Origin of the sequence: Shewanella sp. ANA-3, assembly GCF_000203935.1 — a bacterium.
Taxonomy (GTDB): domain Bacteria; phylum Pseudomonadota; class Gammaproteobacteria; order Enterobacterales; family Shewanellaceae; genus Shewanella.
This window is the reverse complement of sequence record NC_008577.1, coordinates 2,196,125-2,215,782: the sequence shown is the minus strand read 5'-3', so window position 1 is coordinate 2,215,782 and position 19,658 is coordinate 2,196,125. Positions and strand designations below refer to the sequence as shown.

The following is a 19,658-nucleotide window of genomic DNA, read 5'->3' as shown; positions in this document are numbered from 1 at the left end:
ATCAAATTAACCCTATTCGATAGCATCAGCATATTGTCAGGCAAATGCGCCCAAAGAGGCGCTCGGCCTAGGACAAGGAGAAATATAAGATGTGTAAAGACTGCGGCTGCTCCTTACCCCGCCATTCACATGAACACGGCCATCTGCATCACCATCAGGAATTGCACACCAATCCTCAGCTTAACGATAAAAAAACCTTGTCGGTGATCCACAAAATTCTCGATAAAAACGATGTCGAAGCGGCCCATAACCGTGCGCATTTTGAGGCGCACAATATCACTGCCTTCAATTTAATGAGTAGCCCAGGCAGTGGCAAAACCACCTTGCTCGAACACTTAAAAGAGTACACCACCCTCAACTACGCCGTAATTGAAGGGGATTTAGAGACCTCCCGCGATGCCGACCGCTTAATCGCCAAAGGCATTCAGGCCCATCAAATTCAAACGGGCAGTGCCTGCCACCTCGACGCATTCATGGTGCATGGCGCTTTGCATCACTTGCCACTCGAAGGCTTAGATATTTGCTTTGTCGAAAACGTGGGAAACCTCGTCTGCCCCGCCAGTTATGATGTCGGCACCCATAAAAATATCGTGCTGCTCTCGGTTCCCGAAGGCGATGATAAGATTGAGAAATATCCAGTGATGTTCCGCCGTGCCGATCTGGTGCTCATCACCAAATGTGACCTCTTGCCCTACTTCGATTTCAGTGTTGACGAGGCGAAAGCTCAACTTAAAAAGCTCAACCCCAACACACAAATTCTGGAAGTCTCCATTAAGGATGGCGATGCCATGCGTGCCGTCGTTGCATGGCTGAACGATAACCTTCACCACGCTGCGGGAGAGCCACAATAATGTGCCTGTCTATTCCTTCCCAAGTTGTGGCCGTGGATAACGAGCGTCAATCGGTCACCGTCGATACCTTAGGCGTCAGGCGCGATGTGAGCAGCCATTTGATGACTGAGCCTTTAGCCATTGGTGACTATGTGCTTATCCATATCGGTTTTGTGATGAATAAAATTGATCGCAATGATGCACTACAAAGTCTTGAATTATATAAAGAGATAGTCTCAAAACTTGAAAATGAGACCACGCATTGAGTAATCACCGCAGTAAAAGTGATAACAAATAACAGCCAAAACTGCGCAAGGACTGAAGATGCTTGACCTAAAACTACTTTATCAAGGCTTTCGCGACCCCGATACCATAGCCTCGTTTGCGGAGGATATCGCTAAATGCGCCCGCACACTTAAAGAGCCGATCAATATCATGGAGGTCTGTGGCGGCCATACCCACACCATCATGAAATATGGCTTACTGGATTTACTGCCGGAAAATATTGAATTTATCCACGGTCCCGGCTGCCCAGTGTGCGTGATGCCCAAGGAGCGAATTGACCAAGCCGCAGTGCTCGCCCAGCAAGAGAATGTGATTTTAGTAACCCTAGGGGATATGATCCGCGTGCCAGGATCCCAGGGCTCACTTGCCAGTTTCAGGGCCAAGGGCTGTGATATTCGCCCTATCTATGACCCTTTAGATACGCTAAAAATCGCCCGCGATAATCCCGATAAAATCGTGGTGTTTTTCGCCATTGGCTTTGAAACCTCGACCCCTATGACCGCCGTGCTGCTACAGTTGGCCGAGCAGGAAAAACTGGCGAATTTGTTGTTTCATATCAACCACGTCTTAGTACCACCCGCAATTGATGCTGTGATGCAAGACCCTAAAGCCAGGGTAAACGCCTTCATTGGCCCTGCGCACGTCAGCGTGATCAGTGGTGCCAAAATCTATCGCCCCGCGGTCAAGCAATACGGTACGCCTGTGGTGGTTTCGGGGTTCGAACCCGTTGATGTGATGGAGTCCATCCTGCGCATCGTGCGGCAAAAGGTGGCGGGAACGGCGCTATTAGATATCCAATACAGCCGCGCCGTGTCCGAGGAAGGTAATCTTGCCGCTCAGGCCAAGGTTAATCAATTTTTCCAGACTCGGCCGCAATTTCGTTGGCGCGGGCTTGGACCTATTCCCAACTCGGCGCTTGAGTTAAGACCCGAATACGCCCACAGGGACGCTGAGAAATACTTTAAGGACAGATTACCCGTCAAAGAGATTGACGATCATAAGGCTTGCCAATGCGGCGATATTCTTCGCGGGCTCGCCAAACCTAAGGACTGTAAAGTCTTTGGCCGCGGCTGCAATCCCGAAACCCCTCTCGGTAGCTGTATGGTTAGCTCCGAAGGCGCGTGTAATGCGTATTACCGCTATCAAGGCATAGATAGCAAGGAGCCACACCATGGCTGATTTCCAACCCAAAGATAAAGCGATTCAACTCAGCCACGGTGGTGGCGGCAAAGAGATGAACAAACTTATTCGTGAACTGTTTTTTACCGAGTTCGATAACCCCATCCTGCGCAGCGAAGAAGACGCAGCCAAGCTCGATCTGCAAGGCGCCACCGCCTTTACCACTGATTCCTTTACCGTATCACCGCTGTTTTTTGCTGGCGGAGATATTGGCAAGTTAGCGATCGCCGGTACTGTGAATGATCTTGCCATGATGGGCGCCGAGCCACAGTATTTAAGTTGCAGTGTGATCATCGAAGAAGGCTTTTCGCTCAATCAGTTAACCACTATTGTGCGCAGCATGGCGAAGGAGCTTAAACAGAGCGGCGCCAGAATCGTTTGTGGCGATACCAAGGTCGTACCTAAGGGCTGCGCCGATGGCTTGTTTATCAATACCTCCGGCGTTGGACGGATTTTACGTCCGAATATCTCGGCGGCGAATGTCGCGCCGGGGGATGCAATCATTGTTTCCCGCGATGTGGGCTGCCATGGCGCCGCGATTCTGATGGCGCGCGAAGGCCTAACCCTCGAATCGGCTTTACAAAGCGATTGTGCCACCCTTTGGCCCGTGGTTGAGCAGCTTATTGCGGCGAATATTCCCATTCATGCGATGCGTGATGCAACTCGTGGTGGGCTGTCTGCCGTATTAAACGAGTGGGCGGCGGCCGCCAATGTCGGGATTACCGTCAACGAAGCCAGTATTCCGGTTTGCGATGAAGTCAAAGGCTTGTGCGAGCTCTATGGCTTTGAGGCCATGGATTTAGCCAATGAAGGCACCTTTATCTTGGCGGTCCCTAACGATATCGCCCTTGGCGCCTTGGAAATCATGCAGCGCTTTGGTCATTGCGAGCAGGCAGCCATCATCGGCACGGTGAGCGACGAACTTCAAGGAAAAGTGATCTTAAGAACGCCATGGAATACCAAACGTTACTTAGACTTGCCCCAGGGTGAACTGCTGCCAAGGATTTGTTAATGCACGAATATTCCATCGTCAGCGCCTTGATTGAGCAATGCGAGCAACACGCTAGGGCTAATCGAGCCAATAAAATCACCCGCGTCGATATCAAACTCGGCGTGATGAGCGGGGTCGAACCCACCTTGCTCGAGACCGCCTTTGAAACCTTTAAACTCGATGGGCTCTGCCGTGATGCTGAACTGCGAATGACGCTGCAACCCTTAGTGATTGCCTGTTTGGATTGCCACCAAGAGTCTGAGCTTGCTGAGCGCTCTATCGTCTGCCCTGCGTGTCACAGCTACCACACGCGGGTATTAGATGGCGAAGATATGCTACTGATGCAGCTTGAAATGGAGCAAGAAGACGAGCGCTAAGTGGCTGTAAGCCTCTGACTTAAGCATTCACACTTGATATAAAATGGGCTTTAAGTATCCACTTAAAGCCCATTTTATTGGTCTGCTAGCAGCCACTTTCACTATCGATAAGTCGCTATAGATAAATAACTATTGATAAATCGAGGCTTGCCCTTCAGGGCGGGTCTTAAGCAATCTTAAGAACCACATATACTGCTCAGGGTAAGCGAGGATCACTTGCTCAACCGCTTTATTCAGTGCCAACGCTTCGTTTTCTTTACCGACCATGTCTTCGGCGGCAATCGCGGGCATTACGGTTAAATCAAACTGGCGTGAAGCTTGGTTATAACCAATTTTCACCGGCAGCACTTGGGCATTTCCCGCCTGAGCTAAGCGGCCAACCACGGGTAATGTTGCTTTAACTGTGCCTAAAAACGGGGTAAACACGCTTTGATCTGGGCCTAAATCCTCATCGGGCAAATAGAAAAAGCTATTGTTCTGCTTCAATTCGGCCAACAAGGCGCGGATCCCCGCCTCTCGCATATAAACATGGCCACCGCCACTGCTACGTACCCGATTATTAAACCAGTTAAATAGAGCGTTTTTGTGGGCCTTAGCCATGGTCACCATGGGCAAGTCGAGGTTTAACCTCAGTCCCGCATAATCGATGGGCCACACATGGGGCATGATAAATATTACAGGCTGCCCTTCCGCCTGCGCCGCTTGTACGTGCTCAAAGCCCATGAGATTCACACGGCGGCGTAAATGCGCCTTGGAGCGTACTAACAGCTCACCTTGAGATAACAGCACTAATACGAAGTTCTGCACGTTCTCATCGATTAAAGTTTCAATTTCGGCGGCGGATTTTTCAGGGAAACACGCCTTTAAGTTCGCTCTGGCAATGCCTATCGGTTTTTTCGCAATAGGCGCCACCAGTTTGGCCAAGGTTCTGGCGATAGGATCACGCAGCCACGCGGGCATGATCCCAAAAATCACTAATAGGCCGATCGCCAACCAAGTGACCCAATATTTAGGGTGCAATAAGGCCAGTTGAAAACGTCGGTCAAAATGTTTGGGCTGTCTTGACAAAGGAATCACCTCAGACAGTTAAAGACTGAATTCGCATAGGAAGAAAATAGGAAAGCCACTCGCGATGGAGTGGCTTTCCTATCAAACTTTAAGAAATTACTTGCCCGCGTTAGCTGCTTCTACGCGAGTTTTCAGTTTCTGGCCGGGACGGAAGGTCACGACACGGCGAGCGGAAATCGGGATATCCTCGCCTGTTTTTGGGTTCCTTCCCGGTCTTTGATTCTTATCCCTAAGGTCAAAGTTGCCAAAGCCAGATAACTTGACCTGCTCACCACTTTCAAGTGCGCCTCGAATTTCTTCAAAGAACGACTCAACCATCTCTTTAGCTACACGCTTGTTAATGCCTAGTGTTTCAAAAAGATGTTCTGCCATTTCGGCTTTGGTAAGTGCCATACTTTAATCCCTCAACGATGCGTTGAACTCGGTCTTCAGGGCAGAAACAACTGATTCTACTGTCTCAGCGATCTCTTTTTCCTCAAGTGTACGAGTAGTGTCTTGTAATGTAAGTGCTATCGCCAAGCTCTTCTTGCCGGGCTCAACACCTTTACCTAAGTATACATCGAACAAGTTTATGCCAACCAACTGATTTTCGCCAACTTTTCTTATCAATTTCATTACATCGCCTGCAGATACACTTTCATCTACGACTACTGCGATGTCACGACGATTAGCCGGGAACTTAGATACAGCTTGGGCTAGCGGTAAACTGGTATGCAATAAAGCATCCAATTCCAACTCAAAAACGATGGTTTTACCATTGAGTCCAAAAGGCTTCTCCAAACTAGGATGGATAGCACCTATATGACCGATCACTCGATCATTTCTCAATATTTCAGCACATTGCCCTGGATGAAGAGCAGAATGCGTCGCTACTCTAAAGCTAAATTCTGATGCGGAAACTGTCAAGCCGATAATTGCTTCTAAATCGCCTTTAAGGTCGAAAAAATCAACAGTTTTCGATTCCATAGCCCAATGTTCGTCATTTTGGAGGCCAGTTATGATGCAACCGAGCATAGCTTGCTGTCTTACACCTGATTCTGCATTAATATCAGGAACAAAGCGCAGGCCAGTTTCAAAAAGTCTCACACGACCCTGTTGACGACTTTGGTTGTAGCCAACCGCAGTCAATAATCCTGTGAACATCGACAAACGCATGGCCGACATTTCGCTAGAAATTGGGTTCGGCAACACCATGGCTTGCTCGCCTGGGTGAACCAGATTTTGCAGCTTAGGATCGACGAAACTGTAAGTCACGGCTTCTTGGAAACCACGGGCCACTAACAGCGAACGTACGCGCTTGAGGCTTAAATCGGTTTCTTTATGGTCTGACATCCGCAGTGACGCCACAGGCGCAACGTTTGGAATGTTGTTGTAACCGTAGATACGGGCCACTTCTTCGATTAAGTCTTCTTCAATCGCCATATCGAAGCGGTAAGTGGCGGTTGTGACCTGCCAGCTACCCTCGCCTGCAACTACTCCAAAACCTAAACGTTCAAGGATTTCAACCACGTCGCTATCGGGAACATGGTGACCCAAAATTTTATCTAACTTGCTGCGACGCAATAGGATTTGCGCAGGCTTTGGTAAGTCAGCGTCAGATTTCGCTTCAACCACAGGACCCGCTTCACCACCGCAAATATCAAGCACTAAGCGAGTCGCACGGTCCATAACCTTGTGCTGCATCTCAGGGTCAACACCACGTTCAAAACGGTGTGATGAATCGGTATGCAGACCTAAACGGCGTGATTTACCCATAATAGCTAACGGTGCGAAGAAGGCACATTCCAGCAGAATGTCTTGCGTGGTGTCACTCACACCCGAGTATTCGCCGCCAAATACGCCAGCAAGCGCTAATGGGCAAACATTGTCGGCAATCACTAAGGTATCGCTTGGAATGGTCACTTCGCTGCCATCGAGCAGAGTGATTTTCTCTTCGCCATTCCCCAAACGCACTTGGATGTCGCCAGTCAGCTTGGCAAGGTCGAAGGCGTGCATAGGTTGGCCGAATTCAACTAACACGAAGTTAGTGATATCGACGATAGGATCGATAGAACGGATACCGCTGCGGCGCAGTTTTTCCTGCATCCATAATGGCGTAGCAGCTTTCACGTTTACATTCTTCACCACACGACCTAAGTAGCGTGGGCACGCTGCGCTTTCCTTCACATTGATAGCCACTTTGGCATCAATCGTTGGCGTAACGGCTTGCCATTGTGGCTCAGTCACAGCAGCACGGTTTAACACGCCTACTTCACGGGCCAGACCCACCATGCCTAAACAGTCGGCACGGTTAGCGGTTAAATCCACTTCAATCACAGCGTCATCAAGCTGGAGATACTCACGTAAATCCGTGCCTAATGGCGCATCTAATGGCAGTTCGATAATGCCATCGCTGTCGATGTCGATACCCAGCTCGCTGTATGAACACAGCATACCTTCTGAAGGCATACCACGCAGCTTAGCCTTTTTAATTTTAAAATCGCCTGGCAATACAGCGCCAACCATGGCAACGGCAACGCGCAGGCCTTGGCGGCAGTTTGGTGCGCCACAGACGATATCGATAAGTTCACCACTGCCGACACTGACTTTAGTCACGCGCAGTTTGTCTGCATCTGGGTGCTGGCCACATTCGACCACTTCACCAATCACAACGCCGCTGAACTCGGCAGCCACGGCATCAACGCCATCGACTTCGAGGCCAGCCATAGTGATCTGGTGGGATAATGCTTCACGGCTAACGGCAGGATTGACCCACTCACGAAGCCAAGATTCGCTAAATTTCATGCTATACAGCTCCGTTATTTAAATTGCTTCAGGAAACGCAGGTCGTTTTCGAAAAACGCACGTAGATCGTTTACGCCGTAACGCAGCATAGTTAAACGCTCAACGCCCATACCAAAAGCAAAACCAGAGTATTTTTCTGGATCGATGCCCACGCTGCGTAGCACGTTCGGGTGCACCATACCGCAGCCTAACACTTCTAACCATTTGCCGTTTTTACCCATTACGTCTACTTCGGCTGAAGGCTCAGTGAATGGGAAATAAGAAGGACGGAAACGCACCTGTAAATCTTCCTCGAAGAAGTTACGTAGGAAGTCATGCAACACGCCTTTTAATTCGGCGAAGTTAACGTTTTCATCCACCAGCAAACCTTCCACTTGGTGGAACATTGGCGTGTGAGTTTGGTCGTAGTCGTTACGATACACACGACCCGGTGAAATAATCCGCAATGGCGGCTTTTCAGTTTCCATAGTACGGATCTGCACGCCCGAAGTTTGGGTACGCAGCATCAGCTTAGGATTAAAGTAAAACGTATCGTGGTCGGCACGCGCTGGGTGGTGCTCAGAGATATTCAAGGCGTCGAAGTTATGGAAGTCATCTTCGATTTCAGGCCCTTGTTTTACCGTAAACCCTAATTCCCCAAAAAAGGTTTCGATACGTTCAATGGTGCGCGTCACTGGGTGTAAACCACCGATGTCGATAGTGCGGCCAGGTAGCGTCACATCAATCTTTTCGGCGATTAACTTGGCTTCCAGTTCGGCACTTTTCAGGCCGTCGATGCGCTCAGTTAATTTCTGTTGAATGGCCTGCTTCGCATCATTGACCGCCTGACCAAAAGCGGGTTTTTCTTCAGGACTTAAGCTGCCCATCATTTTCATCATGTCGGTGATCTTACCCTTCTTACCCAGGTAATCGACACGGATATCATCCAGTGCTTTTAGATCACTGGCCTGGTCAATAATGACTAAGGCTTGTTCTACGATCTCAGTTAACTGCTGCATTTTCTCTTCCACTGCATAGTCGCGCTTGATAAACAAGTGCTATGGGCGCCAAACTTTCAGGCTATTTGGGTGCTCAGGTTATCGGGCGTTAATGCCAGACGCTTTGCTAGCTATAACGAAATAAAAGGAGAGAAATTTTACGCGAGCGAGCGGCATATTACTAGAGTTTATTCGGGGTTTTTATCATGCAAATTCATGTGTTACCCCAACAAATGCGACGAGTTCGAAAGCAACAAATCACGATTGCTGATTTTTACAGCAAACGGTTCCTCATCTGCTACCACTAGCTACATATGTAGCTAAACTGTAAACTCATGTTTGTACCTTGCCAAAATTGCAGCAAATAAACTCAAAAAGACTGCAATTGGACAACAATAATACAAGCAACTGCTTACAAGACAGAAAATCATAAAGTCTATGGCAAACCGACCGATATCCATTTGGTCACAGCCCAATTTATCGAGGCGCTAATGAAAGAAGTAAAATTTCGCTGGATAGATCAATATCTTATCCACATGACCTTAAAAACCAAATTTGCAATTCTCGCCCTAGTTCCCATGTTTATGATTGTGGGATTAGCGGTATTTTTAAATACTCAGTTTAGGGATACCCTGCTCGAAAGCCATTTGAACGGCATTCAGGACTCGTCACAGAAAATCAATCAACTCGCGGCGCAGATCTATAACAAACTGCCCGAACAAGAACAGCAAAATCTCCCTAATCTATTAAGCCAAGGGATGCAGAATGTTCGGATTGTCACGGTTTCAGAGGCCGACAGCCGCGCACAAACCCTTGCACGCAGTGGCGGAGGTATCGATACCAGCAGTTCACCTCAAAGGGCGATAAGCTCGGTTAACGCTCAAAACCTCGTCACTATCATTCCCGTCGACGATCGCGCAATTGATGCCCTGCTGGCCGACGACAACATCTTAGTTTATGGCGTGATGGCAGTGCTGTTATTCGTGCTCTTCCTGTTTAGCTACTACATCTCCACCTTTGTGGGCGGTGCGCTCTACACCACAGTGATGGCACTTAAACGCGCCGCCTCGGGGGATTTGACTGGCCGATTAAACTTCTTCGAAGTGAAAGATGAGTTCAGCATTTTAGCGATTAGTATCGACACCTTGGTCGAGCGTCAACATACCCTAGTGAAGCAAATTGCTGAATCCACCAGCAAAATCCGCGAAGTGGTTTCATCATTTAGAAGCACGGCGCAGCAAGGACAAGCCCTTGCGGTCAATCAACGTCAGCACCTCGATTCCTTAGCCACAGCGATGGAAGAAATGACCGCTGCGGTTAAAGAAGTGGCGCGCAACGCCGAGCAATCCTCCGCCGAAACCCAAGAGGCGAATCAGCAGGTCAATGCGGGCTCTAAGGATATTGAAACCACAGTGAGCGCGATTGATGTGCTATCGGATGAGATTTCTGCCGCCTCGGATGCGGTCAATATCCTCAACGAAAACGCCAGTAAAATCGATGAAGTAGTGTCGACCATTAATGCCATTTCGCAGCAGACTAACCTACTCGCCCTCAATGCTGCGATTGAAGCGGCGCGCGCGGGCGAACAGGGCCGTGGCTTTGCGGTGGTGGCCGATGAGGTGAGAACCCTTGCTGGTCGCACTCAGGCGGCAACGGTTGAAATCAAGTCGATGATCGAGTCATTGCAACAGGGGAGCCGTAACCTGACGCAAGTCATGTCTCGCACGGTAAGCCAAGCGAGTGAAGGCAAACAACATGTGCTGCAAACGGGTAAGGATCTCGAATCCATTGCCCACCACAGCAGCCGCGTATTTGAAATGAGTGTATTGATCGCAACGTCTGCGGAAGAACAATCGGCCGTGGCTAACGAAATCGCCACCAATCTGATGGAAATTCGCAATCAATCCCACGATGTCGAGCAATCGGCGAACCAATCTGTGTCGGGTTGTGATGAATTACAAGCCACCGCTGGCCAACTCGATCAGTTAATGGTTGGACTTAAGGTCTAATACTGAAAAGTGAGTGTCGAGTAATAGTCGAGTAATAGATGAAGGGATAACGCTTATCCCTTCATCTATATGTTTCTATAGCCTCTCCTAGATTTATGACCTTCCCTCAGCATTACCGCTTATTGTCTTATTCAGTGCACCAGCTAACCTGTTAACACTTTAAACTGCCAAGTTTTAACTGAGCTTCTATTAAGCTTCATCTAACGAGGTTCATTTCAAACAGTCGCGACTTAGATGCACGCTAAGCATAAATATTAAGCGCAAACACCAACAACCAGCGTTTATCAAACCCGCTTGCAAAGCATGATTGACTGCATACAACCACTCATCGGGATTTAAGTTCACCTCAAAGCAAATACTTATTTTTACGGTAACAGAACAGTATCCCTTTGTTGTAAATATAAAATTTACACTGGCTTTACACTTAACTGTGGGATAGCGACTTGTTGACGCATTTAAGAATAATTATCATTCGCCAAAATTTTACAAGGAAGAATGATATGCCTGCACAACCCGATTTTACCCCTCGTCTGTCGCGATTTTCCCGCAAAGCCCTCCCCTTAGCTATCAGCCTCGGCCTCAGTGCTATATCGGCAACGGCTCTGGCCAACAATAGCGCCACAGGCGAGATGGAACGTATGGTGATCACTGCGACGCAAACCAAACACTCTGAGCTCTCGGCGCCAGCATCAGTATCAGTGATTAATCGCACCGAGCTTGAAGCCTTAGTGATTGATGACCTCGCCAGTGCAGTGCGTTATTTACAGGGAGTGAATATCAGTGAAGGTACGCCCTATGGCCGCAATGAAATCAGCCTTAGGGGTCTGGATTCTGACTACACCTTAATCTTGATCAATGGCCGCCGCGTCAATTCTCGCGAGGCGCTCACCTCCAACTATGGCAATGACTTCGACCTGTCATCTATCCCCATGTCTGCTATCGAGCGCATTGAGTTAGTTCGCGGCCCCATGTCATCCCTCTATGGCTCCGAAGCCTTAGGTGGCGTAGTCAACGTTATCCTGCGCCAACCAACCGAAACTTGGCAAACCAGCGTCGGCGTGCAATACGACACACCAACCAGTGGTGAAGGTGGCGATAGCACTAAATACAACTTCTACACAAGCGGCGCACTCGTGAAGGATAAACTGCTGGCGAACTTGATTGTCGATAGCAATAAACGTGATGCCTGGCGTTCAGACTTAAAGCCAACTATCGATGCACTCGAAGACAGGGATGAGATCAGCGCCTTAGCCAATCTGCAATGGTTAATCGACAAGCAGCAGGATCTGCAATTCGATATCAGTTACGCCAGCGATGAGCGTGAGTCCGACTGGAATAACTACGGCACGATTCTGACCAACAACCAACAGGCGGAGCGCATTAGCTCAGGTTTGACCCATAACGGCCGTTGGGACTGGGGTGATACTCGCCTGCGTTACTATTATGAAAATGTCGAAGTAACCGATGATTCGGCGCTGATCGCGCAAATTGGCCATATCACTCAAACCAACCACAATCTCGACGGCCAAACCACAGTGTTACTCGGCGAGCATATGCTGACGGGCGGCGCCGAATACCGTTGGACCAAGCTTGAGAACAGCCGCAATATTTTAGGCGATGGCACCTTAGACGACAGTCAGTCGGCACTGTATCTGCAGGATGAGTTCAGTTTAGGCGAACTGAGTCTCACCCTCGGTGGCCGTGTCGATCACCACGATGTGTATGGCACTGAGTTTAGTCCTCGCCTCTATCTGGTTTATCCACTCAGCTCCGAATGGGTGATCAAAGGTGGCGGTGGTAAAGCCTTTAAAGCACCGAATATGTCGCAGTCCCAAGCCGATTATATTATCCCAGCCTGTCGTGGTGCCTGCTCTGTGGCGGGCAATCCCGACTTACAGCCCGAAACCTCGGTGAACTACGAGCTATCGACCCAATACCAAACCGCAGATTTTGGCGGCTCCGTCACCTATTTCCATAATGATGTAGAAAACAAAATCATCACCGAGACCTGGGACAGAACCCCGGGCGCCGTGCTCACCTATCAAAACGTTAACGAAGCTAAGATCACTGGTTGGGAATTACAGGCATGGTACGACTTAACCGACAGTTTAAGTATCAGTGGTAACTACAGTAAAACCGATGCCAAGGATAAACAAAATGGCGCGCCTTTTACTTTAACGCCTGAAGATAGCTACAACCTGAAACTGCAATGGCAGGCGTTAGAGGGATTATCCACCTTTATTGCTTACCACTACACGGGTGAACAATATCTGAGAACCAACGTTAAATCAGATGGTTATGGTTCACTTGATTTAGGTGTGAATTATCAAATCAACCCTATGTTTAGAGTAAAACTAGGGGTGACTAACTTGACGGATGCCGAGCGCGATCAAATTGCCACCGATTTGGATTACATTCAAAAGAGCCGCAGCGTGTATGCTGGGGTAACGGCAAGCTTCTAATCCTGAGATCATGGCCTGCCGCGGCAGGCCATGCTTACCCTCGAATATCAGCAAAATAAGTTTAGATTAATTTTTTATAGGCTCTCAGTGTTTCAACGCGGCGTTTGATCTCATCAAACGTATCAAGGTCAGTATTGAGTCTAGGGCCAAGATAAATCACCACTTCTCTTGCACCAGCGCCCATGGCAAGTTCACGCAGTACCCTATCCTCAACATCGGTAAGGCCGCCTTCAGTCTTCTCTAACTGGTGCACAATCACCCGAGGCGCCGCTCGAAATCTAGATGTATGAAGTTGCGAAATGCCATATTGGAGCAGCTTTTCGGCGAGTTCAAAGCTTGCGACAAACATCCTAGAATGGGAAAAAGGATTAACCAGCCGTACGCCCTCGCCCTGCAAACCCATCGCCTCGCGACCAATTGCCTTGATCCGCGTCTGAGTCGGCTCATCGACGAGGGCAAGCACAGGTTCATATTCGAAACAAGTACGCTCACCAAACACTTTTATCGCAATCTTAGCTTCAGTTAACTCAATCAATACATCTTTAGAAACTAACCCTTTTAACCAAGTAAACACGTTCATTCTCTCTATAAAAAACCTACACAAATGAATCGTTTTAGCTCCAACTTCTTATTGTATTAAGGGATTTTCCTTAAAAATTGCAGGGCTTGGTCTAAATCTCGAGTGCGGGACATCGGTGGCAGGGAATTTAAAAAGGCCTGTCCGTAGGCGCGATTCACAATACGATTATCACACAGAATGAGTACGCCGCAGTCCTTTTCGTCACGGATCAAACGTCCAACCCCTTGTTTGAGCGCAATAATCGCTTGAGGTAACGACACTTGAGTAAAAGGATCGCCCCCCTGACGGCTGATATTGTCGGCGCGAGCACGGTAAAGCGGCTCATCGGGCGAGACAAAGGGTAGCTTATCGATAATCACGCAGCTTAATAACTTGCCGCGAACGTCCACCCCTTCCCAAAAACTGCTCGTCCCCAGTAACACCGCATTTCCCAGTTGGCGAAACTTGGTCAGTAGGCTCTGCTTACCCGCCTGCCCTTGCACTAATAACGGATATTGAGTCCGTGTGCGTAATGCCAGCGCGGTTTGCTCGAGCATTTTATGGCTGGTAAACAGAATGAAGGTTCGTCCCTGCGCCGCCTCAATCGCTTTTACACACACATCGACTAACTGCTTAAGTGCTTGCTGCTGATTCGTCACATTCCCCAGTTGTCTCGGCACACAAAATAAAGCCTGACGTGGATAATCGAAGGGACTGTCTAAAATATGTGCCTTGGCATCGCTTATCCCAAGCTCCTGTGCAAAATGGTCTAGGCTGCGGTTCACTTGCAGGGTCGCCGAAGTAAAAATCCAGCTAGTATTGGCCACAAATAGCTGCTGACATTCGCGGGCAATATTGATGGGTGACATCCGTAGCATGACAAAACGGCTACCAAACTCAACGCTGTACGCCGCCTGCGGATTATCGCAATTAAAAAATTGATTCAGTTTATGGTTTAACTCAGTCAGCTTTACCGCAATATCATCCAATAATTCGCTGCGCCCCACGTGTACAAGTAACAGCTTTTGCAGTGCGGTTAATTCAGCCAATAAATCCCATGAGGCTAAGGCGATGGATTTATTGCCAAGCTGCAGCCGCCAGTCCGACTCGCCGCTCGAAAATAATGCATTATGCCAATCACTTAACTTGGTTAAACAGCGCTGACAGAATTGAGCTATCTGCCCCGTATCGCTGAGCTCAGTTTGGTAAATCTGCAATAACTTTTGCAGATAATCATCAATGGTTCGACTCGAGGATTGTTGCCCAAAGTAACTGACGCAGATGTCTGGCAACAAATGCGCCTCATCGAAGATCACAACATCGGGATCGGGCAACAGCTCGGCAAAGCCCGTATCCTTTAACACGCTGTCGGCAAAGAATAAGTGATGATTCACCACAATGATTTTTGCGTCCATGGCGCGGCCGCGGGCCTTGCGGGTAAAACAAGCATCATAAAATTCGCAGCGCTGGCCAAGACAGGTCTCTTTAGTACTGACCACTAAGGGAAGCGCGGGAGAGTTTTCGGCAACAGAAGTTAAGCCACCGATATCGCCATCCTTACTCATGCCCGCCCATTGGTTGATTTTGAGTAAATCATCCAATAATCGCGCCTCAATATGGCTGGCCTCCTGCATCTGCTTATCGAGTCGATGTTGGCATAAATAGTTATTGCGACCTTTCAATAGCGCGAGCTTGGGCGCAATCCCAAGCATAGAGGTCAACGCGGGTAAATCCTTTAGAAATAATTGCTCCTGCAGGTTTTTACTGCCCGTGCTCACGATCACTTGCTTGCCACTTAAGATGGCTGGAATTAAATACGCGAAGGTTTTACCGACCCCTGTGCCCGCTTCAATCAGTGCATTGCCCTTGCTGGCAATCGCTTCACTGATGATTTGCGCCATTTCAACCTGACTCTGACGCGCACTAAACCCTTGAATATGCTTGGCGAGCACCCCATCGCTGGCAAAAGCGCGCAGCACTTCACTCGCCAATCGGCTCATCGGACGTTGAGCGTCTCTAGACTGCTGATTGGATTGCTGAAGTTTGGCTTGCCGCATAGCAGGGCGTCGGGTGTGATTCAAGGGCGAGCAAGGTCCTTTCATAGGGTTAAAAAATACGGTTCAGAGATGGCTAACCGAGGGTAAATTAGTCAGCAAGCGTTAAAGAGCCTGATTCCGTCGCCGCAGTGTAATTAAGCCCGCCTAATAATACCAATAGTTTCAGTCCTGCGCCGAATTCAACACGAACATAGTTCTATGCGAGAATATTGCGAAATTTGGCGGCCAGTCGACAATACGCTTTAATAGATTGGCGCTCATCAGCCACGGATGAACGTTTATAACGCGACAGGATGATTCGATGAAATACCTTTCAGGCTTTTTACTATTGTTGGCTTTTAACCCCGCCTCATGGGCTGGTTGTGATGAAGTGACCTCGCAATGCCTCGTTATTGATGGGCAGGAAGAGCGTTCTGAATCCTGTGAGATCGCGATTTGCGCCAATATGAACGAATACCTAGTTGATGTCTCGCTCGAAAATGGCGGTACCATTTTTATGAGGCAGGATAATCAATCGCAGCTTATTCGTGTTAATGGCAAGCAAGGAATCTTTATTAGGCCGTCCCCCGAGAAAATCGATCAAACCTGTTATGCTATGGCAGATAAAAGCCTAACTTACTGCTTGCCAGATGCAGTGCTGTAATGAATATTGATAACCGTACACTTTAGACGGCAAAACAGACTGCAGACCACTCACTATGAGGGGCAGCGTGGAGCATAAAGGTTAACCATGCAAACGACATTATCACTGTCACAATATGTGAAAAAGCGAAATGGTGTGCCACTGGGTGCCAATCACTCGATGAGGAATATGCTATCCCGCGCTCTTGGCGCTAAGTCATTCCCTATTTTTTGGCATTATTGGAATCCGATTTGGGGATATTATTTATCTCGTAATGTCATGCGCCCTCTCAGTCAGTTTCTGCCCATCTGGCTCGCCGTCTTGCTCACCTTTTTAGTCAGTGGTGCGCTGCATGATCTCGCCGTTGCTCTGGTTAAATGGCAAGCCATGTTCTTTTTTACACCTTGGTTTGGCATCATGGGAGTTATCGTAATTGCCTCAAATAAATATGGTCTGTCCTACGGTGCATTGCCTTGGATTATGCGGGCCTTGATTAATTTACTGTTTATTTTCTCATCGTTTGCGTTAACCGAATTCATGCTGAGTCTGTGGAGGCCTTAAGCCTAATTCTGTCGGTTTAATTAACTCGCCTTAATTAACTCGCCATAATGATGCAAATGATGCAAATGATGCAAATGATGCAAATGATGCAAATGATGCTCGCACAAAAGGATATTTCATGCGATTAACATTAACCTTGGAAACCCTACTATCCCAACTCGGTTCTTTTTCGTGGTACTTGGATATGTACAAAGCCCTAGATCAACCATTAAGTCCCTCAATGTCGGTATTAATCATTGACGATGAACTTGAAGAGGAGCGCGACCAACAGGATGAGCCTCTCCACCCACAAACCCAAGGCTATCAATACTTTTTAAGCATTGCCGATTTGCAAAGCATCAAGGCTAATTTAGTGCAACAGCAGCCTAATGCCAGCTTACATGACATAATTCATGCAGTCAGTTATTACTATCAAAACGATGCTTATATGAATTTAGAGAGCTAACCGCTTTAATTAAGTTTTATAAGATAAATTAAACCCAATTATTAAAAGATAATAAAGAATCAGCTATGGATAAAAAAGCAAAAAGGATTTTATTCTCCACCTATTGGAAGAATGGTTGGATTGACGCAAAAAATAGAAGTCTCTCCGAGTCCGATTTTAGCTACGCCAAATCGAAAGGATTAATGTTTGATCCTTTAACTATCTCCCACGATGAATGCATCCTTGCCATCACATCGCTAGTTAAAAGCATATCGCAAGCACAAGTAACAAAAGGATTTTTAAGTAGTCTAACCTCTAGGCGATTGGATTGGCGCTCATCCCTTGCATCCTATGCGATCGCCAAAAAAATCCCATCACATCAATATACACCTGTCATTTCAGGCACTTCCTATACGGATGGCAAACCAACGGCACACTCCTATACCTGTGGCATTTGCCGAGATAGTCAATATGGCATCCGAGGAAGCGAATCCTATATCGAGATGGATATTAACGTATTCAATTTCGAGCGTATAAAATGGGGTGGCGTGCGCCATGGGGATATTTTGTATACCTATTTTGATTTAAACCAATTGATTAATGCCGATATTCCAGAGCCAACGTCGGATGATATTGCCTGTTTTAGAGCGATATTAACGACTATCGAAACGTCTGACCCGAGCGATTATCCCAGCACACTAGAGAAAAGATTAGCGAGTGTAATTAAATCGAGTAAAGCAGAGCGACAAATATTAATCGAAATATTAGCCAGTCTGGGAATATTAAAACCCAATACTGTCGATAGACAACGCCAAGGCAAAAATGACTGGGTATTTGCCGAATATTGGCGTGGTGAAGACAAATATTGCCAACAGGCCGTTGATCAACTGTTTGGAGAATATTTAATACGGTAAAAGGGATGTCACGCGCTAATCCAGCATTAGCGCAGTGACTGACACTTAGCCACTATCGCCAGTCTAGATTGAACGCTGTTAGACAAGATTTGCCATACTTACCGCCAGCCGAATTTGTCTAAACGCAGCGTCGGCTTTGTGCCATCCTCTAGGAAACCTCAAGTATTCGCCCCTCCTTGCGATAAGCAGATTATCGTCCTGCGACCACCAAGATGAAACATTTTCACAAAACGCATAAATATTCTTATTTAGTTAAAATTAGCTGTTGCAAACGGCACAGAAAGCGGTTAGCTTAAAAAAACGTTCGATGGATAAGTATCCACCAACACCGAATTCAATAGAATACAGAGTATAGAGAGTCATATGAGCCCATTACTGAACGCTATCCACCATCATCACCACCATATGCGGTAGCCTTCGGACGCTCACTGCCGGAGGACTGTATCCTTCTGGCGGACTGATTCAAAGATGATCACTAACCCCTGGAAGGAATTCCGGGGGTTTTTGCTTTTAGGCTTTTTAACTTACAACTTAACTCATGTTTAGTATGTAATTTCAATATGTTAGCTAGATAAACACCGGCAAAACATAGAAACCAGTTAAACCATGCGACAAAAGAATATCATTTTGAATTTGTTAACTTTGAGCGAGACAAGACTATGACTGAATCAAACCGTTTACGCATCGCCATCCAAAAATCTGGCCGTTTATCCACCGACTCTCAGCAATTACTCAAGAGCTGCGGCATTAAGTTTTCCATTAATGAACAACGCCTTATCGCACACGCAGACAACATGCCTATCGATTTACTCAGAGTGCGTGACGATGATATTCCAGGACTGGTGATGGATGGCGTGGTCGATTTAGGCATTATTGGTGAGAACGTGCTTGAAGAAGAGCAGATTGAGCGTCAAACCTTAAATAAACCCGCCGAGTTTGTGAAGTTACGCCAGTTGGATTTTGGTGCCTGCCGCCTGTCATTAGCCGTACCAAGCGAATTTAGCTATGCCGATGCCTCATCCTTGGAAGGCTTGAGAATTGCCACCTCCTACCCCAATCTACTCCGCCGTTTTATGCAACAAAAAGGCATAAGTTATCGCGACTGTATGTTAAAAGGCTCGGTTGAAGTCGCGCCCCGTGCAGGGCTTGCCGATGGCATTTGTGACTTAGTCTCCACCGGTGCCACCCTTGAGGCCAACGGTTTATACGAGACAGAAGTCATCTACCGTTCTATGGCCTGTGTTATTCAATCGACTCAAACCCAAACGCCGAGCAAACAAGCGCTAATCGACAGAATTTTATCCCGCGTAAACGGCGTGATCCGCGCCCGTGAAAGTAAATATATTTTGCTGCACGCGCCTACAGAAACCTTAGATCAAATTGTCGCCCTGCTGCCCGGCGCCGAAAACCCAACGGTGCTGCCATTAAACGACGATACTAATCGAGTGGCCATCCACGCCGTCAGTACCGAAGATTTATTCTGGGACACCATGGAAGAGCTCACCGCACTCGGCGCCAGCTCTATCCTCGTAATGCCAATTGAAAAAATGATGGGGTGA

General features: G+C 47.8%; 18 protein-coding genes. 12 read left to right on the top strand and 6 right to left on the bottom strand.

All coding sequences use genetic code 11. The features are described from left to right. Nucleotides 1-89 precede the first annotated feature (89 nt). The 5 genes from hypB to hypA are packed head-to-tail and all read left to right on the top strand — an operon-like array spanning nt 90 to nt 3,662. Complete coding sequence (gene hypB, locus SHEWANA3_RS09870; protein WP_011716876.1) at nt 90-851, top strand: hydrogenase nickel incorporation protein HypB; 762 nt, start codon at nt 90-92, stop codon at nt 849-851. Beyond that, nucleotides 851-1,096, top strand: coding sequence for a HypC/HybG/HupF family hydrogenase formation chaperone (locus SHEWANA3_RS09865; protein WP_011716875.1), 246 nt, complete (start codon nt 851-853; stop codon nt 1,094-1,096). Before hypB ends, SHEWANA3_RS09865 begins: the two co-directional genes overlap by 1 nt. Nucleotides 1,097-1,154: 58 nt before the next feature. Continuing rightward, complete coding sequence (gene hypD / locus SHEWANA3_RS09860; protein ID WP_011716874.1) at nt 1,155-2,294, top strand: hydrogenase formation protein HypD; 1,140 nt, start codon at nt 1,155-1,157, stop codon at nt 2,292-2,294. Continuing rightward, nucleotides 2,287-3,306, top strand: coding sequence for a hydrogenase expression/formation protein HypE (hypE, locus tag SHEWANA3_RS09855; protein WP_011716873.1), 1,020 nt, complete (start codon nt 2,287-2,289; stop codon nt 3,304-3,306). Before hypD ends, hypE begins: the two co-directional genes overlap by 8 nt. Beyond that, nucleotides 3,306-3,662 (top strand): hydrogenase maturation nickel metallochaperone HypA, encoded by a 357-nt coding sequence (gene hypA, locus SHEWANA3_RS09850; protein WP_011716872.1) that lies wholly within the window; start codon nt 3,306-3,308, stop codon nt 3,660-3,662. The genes hypE and hypA overlap by 1 nt, the downstream gene beginning before the upstream one ends. A 129-nt stretch (nt 3,663-3,791) precedes the next feature. On the opposite strand, the gene lpxM is transcribed toward hypA, so the two are convergent. The 4 genes from lpxM to pheS form a co-directional block, all read right to left on the bottom strand. Next, nucleotides 3,792-4,730, bottom strand: a complete 939-nt coding sequence (gene lpxM, locus SHEWANA3_RS09845) for a lauroyl-Kdo(2)-lipid IV(A) myristoyltransferase (protein WP_011716871.1) — start codon at nt 4,728-4,730, stop codon at nt 3,792-3,794. Between the two features lie 96 nt (nt 4,731-4,826). Then, nucleotides 4,827-5,123, bottom strand: a complete 297-nt coding sequence (gene ihfA / locus SHEWANA3_RS09840; RefSeq protein ID WP_011716870.1) for an integration host factor subunit alpha — start codon at nt 5,121-5,123, stop codon at nt 4,827-4,829. Nucleotides 5,124-5,126: 3 nt separating this feature from the next. After that, on the bottom strand, nt 5,127-7,514 hold the full coding sequence (pheT, locus tag SHEWANA3_RS09835; RefSeq protein ID WP_011716869.1) for a phenylalanine--tRNA ligase subunit beta: 2,388 nt from the start codon (nt 7,512-7,514) through the stop codon (nt 5,127-5,129). Between the two features lie 14 nt (nt 7,515-7,528). After that, nucleotides 7,529-8,512 carry a phenylalanine--tRNA ligase subunit alpha gene (gene pheS / locus SHEWANA3_RS09830; protein ID WP_041413005.1) on the bottom strand — a complete coding sequence of 328 codons (984 nt, stop codon included), beginning with the start codon at nt 8,510-8,512 and terminating at the stop codon, nt 7,529-7,531. 470 nt (nt 8,513-8,982) lie between these two features. Here pheS and SHEWANA3_RS09825 point away from each other — a divergent pair, with 470 nt between their 5' ends. Both SHEWANA3_RS09825 and SHEWANA3_RS09820 read left to right on the top strand, forming a co-directional pair. After that, nucleotides 8,983-10,500 carry a methyl-accepting chemotaxis protein gene (locus SHEWANA3_RS09825; protein ID WP_011716867.1) on the top strand — a complete coding sequence of 506 codons (1,518 nt, stop codon included), beginning with the start codon at nt 8,983-8,985 and terminating at the stop codon, nt 10,498-10,500. Nucleotides 10,501-11,000: 500 nt separating this feature from the next. Then, nucleotides 11,001-12,962, top strand: coding sequence for a TonB-dependent receptor (locus SHEWANA3_RS09820; protein WP_011716866.1), 1,962 nt, complete (start codon nt 11,001-11,003; stop codon nt 12,960-12,962). Nucleotides 12,963-13,023: 61 nt separating this feature from the next. Here the strand turns inward: SHEWANA3_RS09820 and SHEWANA3_RS09815 are convergent, their stop codons facing one another. Both SHEWANA3_RS09815 and SHEWANA3_RS09810 read right to left on the bottom strand, forming a co-directional pair. Continuing rightward, nucleotides 13,024-13,542, bottom strand: a complete 519-nt coding sequence (locus SHEWANA3_RS09815) for a rod shape-determining protein (RefSeq protein ID WP_011716865.1) — start codon at nt 13,540-13,542, stop codon at nt 13,024-13,026. Between the two features lie 56 nt (nt 13,543-13,598). Then, nucleotides 13,599-15,521, bottom strand: a complete 1,923-nt coding sequence (locus SHEWANA3_RS09810; protein ID WP_041412616.1) for an ATP-dependent DNA helicase — start codon at nt 15,519-15,521, stop codon at nt 13,599-13,601. Nucleotides 15,522-15,879: 358 nt separating this feature from the next. Here SHEWANA3_RS09810 and SHEWANA3_RS09805 point away from each other — a divergent pair, with 358 nt between their 5' ends. From SHEWANA3_RS09805 to hisG, 5 genes are all read left to right on the top strand, one after another. After that, nucleotides 15,880-16,221 (top strand): hypothetical protein, encoded by a 342-nt coding sequence (locus SHEWANA3_RS09805; protein ID WP_011716863.1) that lies wholly within the window; start codon nt 15,880-15,882, stop codon nt 16,219-16,221. Between the two features lie 87 nt (nt 16,222-16,308). Next, nucleotides 16,309-16,761, top strand: a complete 453-nt coding sequence (locus tag SHEWANA3_RS09800; protein WP_041412615.1) for an MBOAT family O-acyltransferase — start codon at nt 16,309-16,311, stop codon at nt 16,759-16,761. A gap of 118 nt (nt 16,762-16,879) precedes the next feature. Continuing rightward, a complete protein-coding gene (locus SHEWANA3_RS09795) occupies nt 16,880-17,206 on the top strand; it encodes a hypothetical protein (protein WP_011716861.1) in 327 nt (108 codons plus the stop codon). A gap of 65 nt (nt 17,207-17,271) precedes the next feature. Next, a complete protein-coding gene (locus SHEWANA3_RS09790) occupies nt 17,272-18,099 on the top strand; it encodes a hypothetical protein (RefSeq protein WP_011716860.1) in 828 nt (275 codons plus the stop codon). A 659-nt stretch (nt 18,100-18,758) separates the two neighbouring features. Beyond that, nucleotides 18,759-19,658, top strand: coding sequence for an ATP phosphoribosyltransferase (gene hisG / locus SHEWANA3_RS09785; RefSeq protein WP_011716859.1), 900 nt, complete (start codon nt 18,759-18,761; stop codon nt 19,656-19,658).

Coding starts and splice junctions, on each gene's coding strand:
- ihfA (WP_011716870.1), bottom strand. CDS start 5,123: ATGGCACTTACCAAAGCCGAAATGGCAGAACATCTTTTTGAAACACTA.
- SHEWANA3_RS09800 (WP_041412615.1), top strand. CDS start 16,309: ATGCAAACGACATTATCACTGTCACAATATGTGAAAAAGCGAAATGGT.
- pheT (WP_011716869.1), bottom strand. CDS start 7,514: ATGAAATTTAGCGAATCTTGGCTTCGTGAGTGGGTCAATCCTGCCGTT.
- hypB (WP_011716876.1), top strand. CDS start 90: ATGTGTAAAGACTGCGGCTGCTCCTTACCCCGCCATTCACATGAACAC.
- SHEWANA3_RS09810 (WP_041412616.1), bottom strand. CDS start 15,521: ATGAGCCGATTGGCGAGTGAAGTGCTGCGCGCTTTTGCCAGCGATGGG.
- hypA (WP_011716872.1), top strand. CDS start 3,306: ATGCACGAATATTCCATCGTCAGCGCCTTGATTGAGCAATGCGAGCAA.
- SHEWANA3_RS09805 (WP_011716863.1), top strand. CDS start 15,880: ATGAAATACCTTTCAGGCTTTTTACTATTGTTGGCTTTTAACCCCGCC.
- SHEWANA3_RS09795 (WP_011716861.1), top strand. CDS start 16,880: ATGCGATTAACATTAACCTTGGAAACCCTACTATCCCAACTCGGTTCT.
- SHEWANA3_RS09820 (WP_011716866.1), top strand. CDS start 11,001: ATGCCTGCACAACCCGATTTTACCCCTCGTCTGTCGCGATTTTCCCGC.
- hisG (WP_011716859.1), top strand. CDS start 18,759: ATGACTGAATCAAACCGTTTACGCATCGCCATCCAAAAATCTGGCCGT.
- SHEWANA3_RS09825 (WP_011716867.1), top strand. CDS start 8,983: ATGAAAGAAGTAAAATTTCGCTGGATAGATCAATATCTTATCCACATG.
- SHEWANA3_RS09865 (WP_011716875.1), top strand. CDS start 851: ATGTGCCTGTCTATTCCTTCCCAAGTTGTGGCCGTGGATAACGAGCGT.
- hypE (WP_011716873.1), top strand. CDS start 2,287: ATGGCTGATTTCCAACCCAAAGATAAAGCGATTCAACTCAGCCACGGT.
- SHEWANA3_RS09790 (WP_011716860.1), top strand. CDS start 17,272: ATGGATAAAAAAGCAAAAAGGATTTTATTCTCCACCTATTGGAAGAAT.
- pheS (WP_041413005.1), bottom strand. CDS start 8,512: ATGCAGCAGTTAACTGAGATCGTAGAACAAGCCTTAGTCATTATTGAC.
- hypD (WP_011716874.1), top strand. CDS start 1,155: ATGCTTGACCTAAAACTACTTTATCAAGGCTTTCGCGACCCCGATACC.
- SHEWANA3_RS09815 (WP_011716865.1), bottom strand. CDS start 13,542: ATGAACGTGTTTACTTGGTTAAAAGGGTTAGTTTCTAAAGATGTATTG.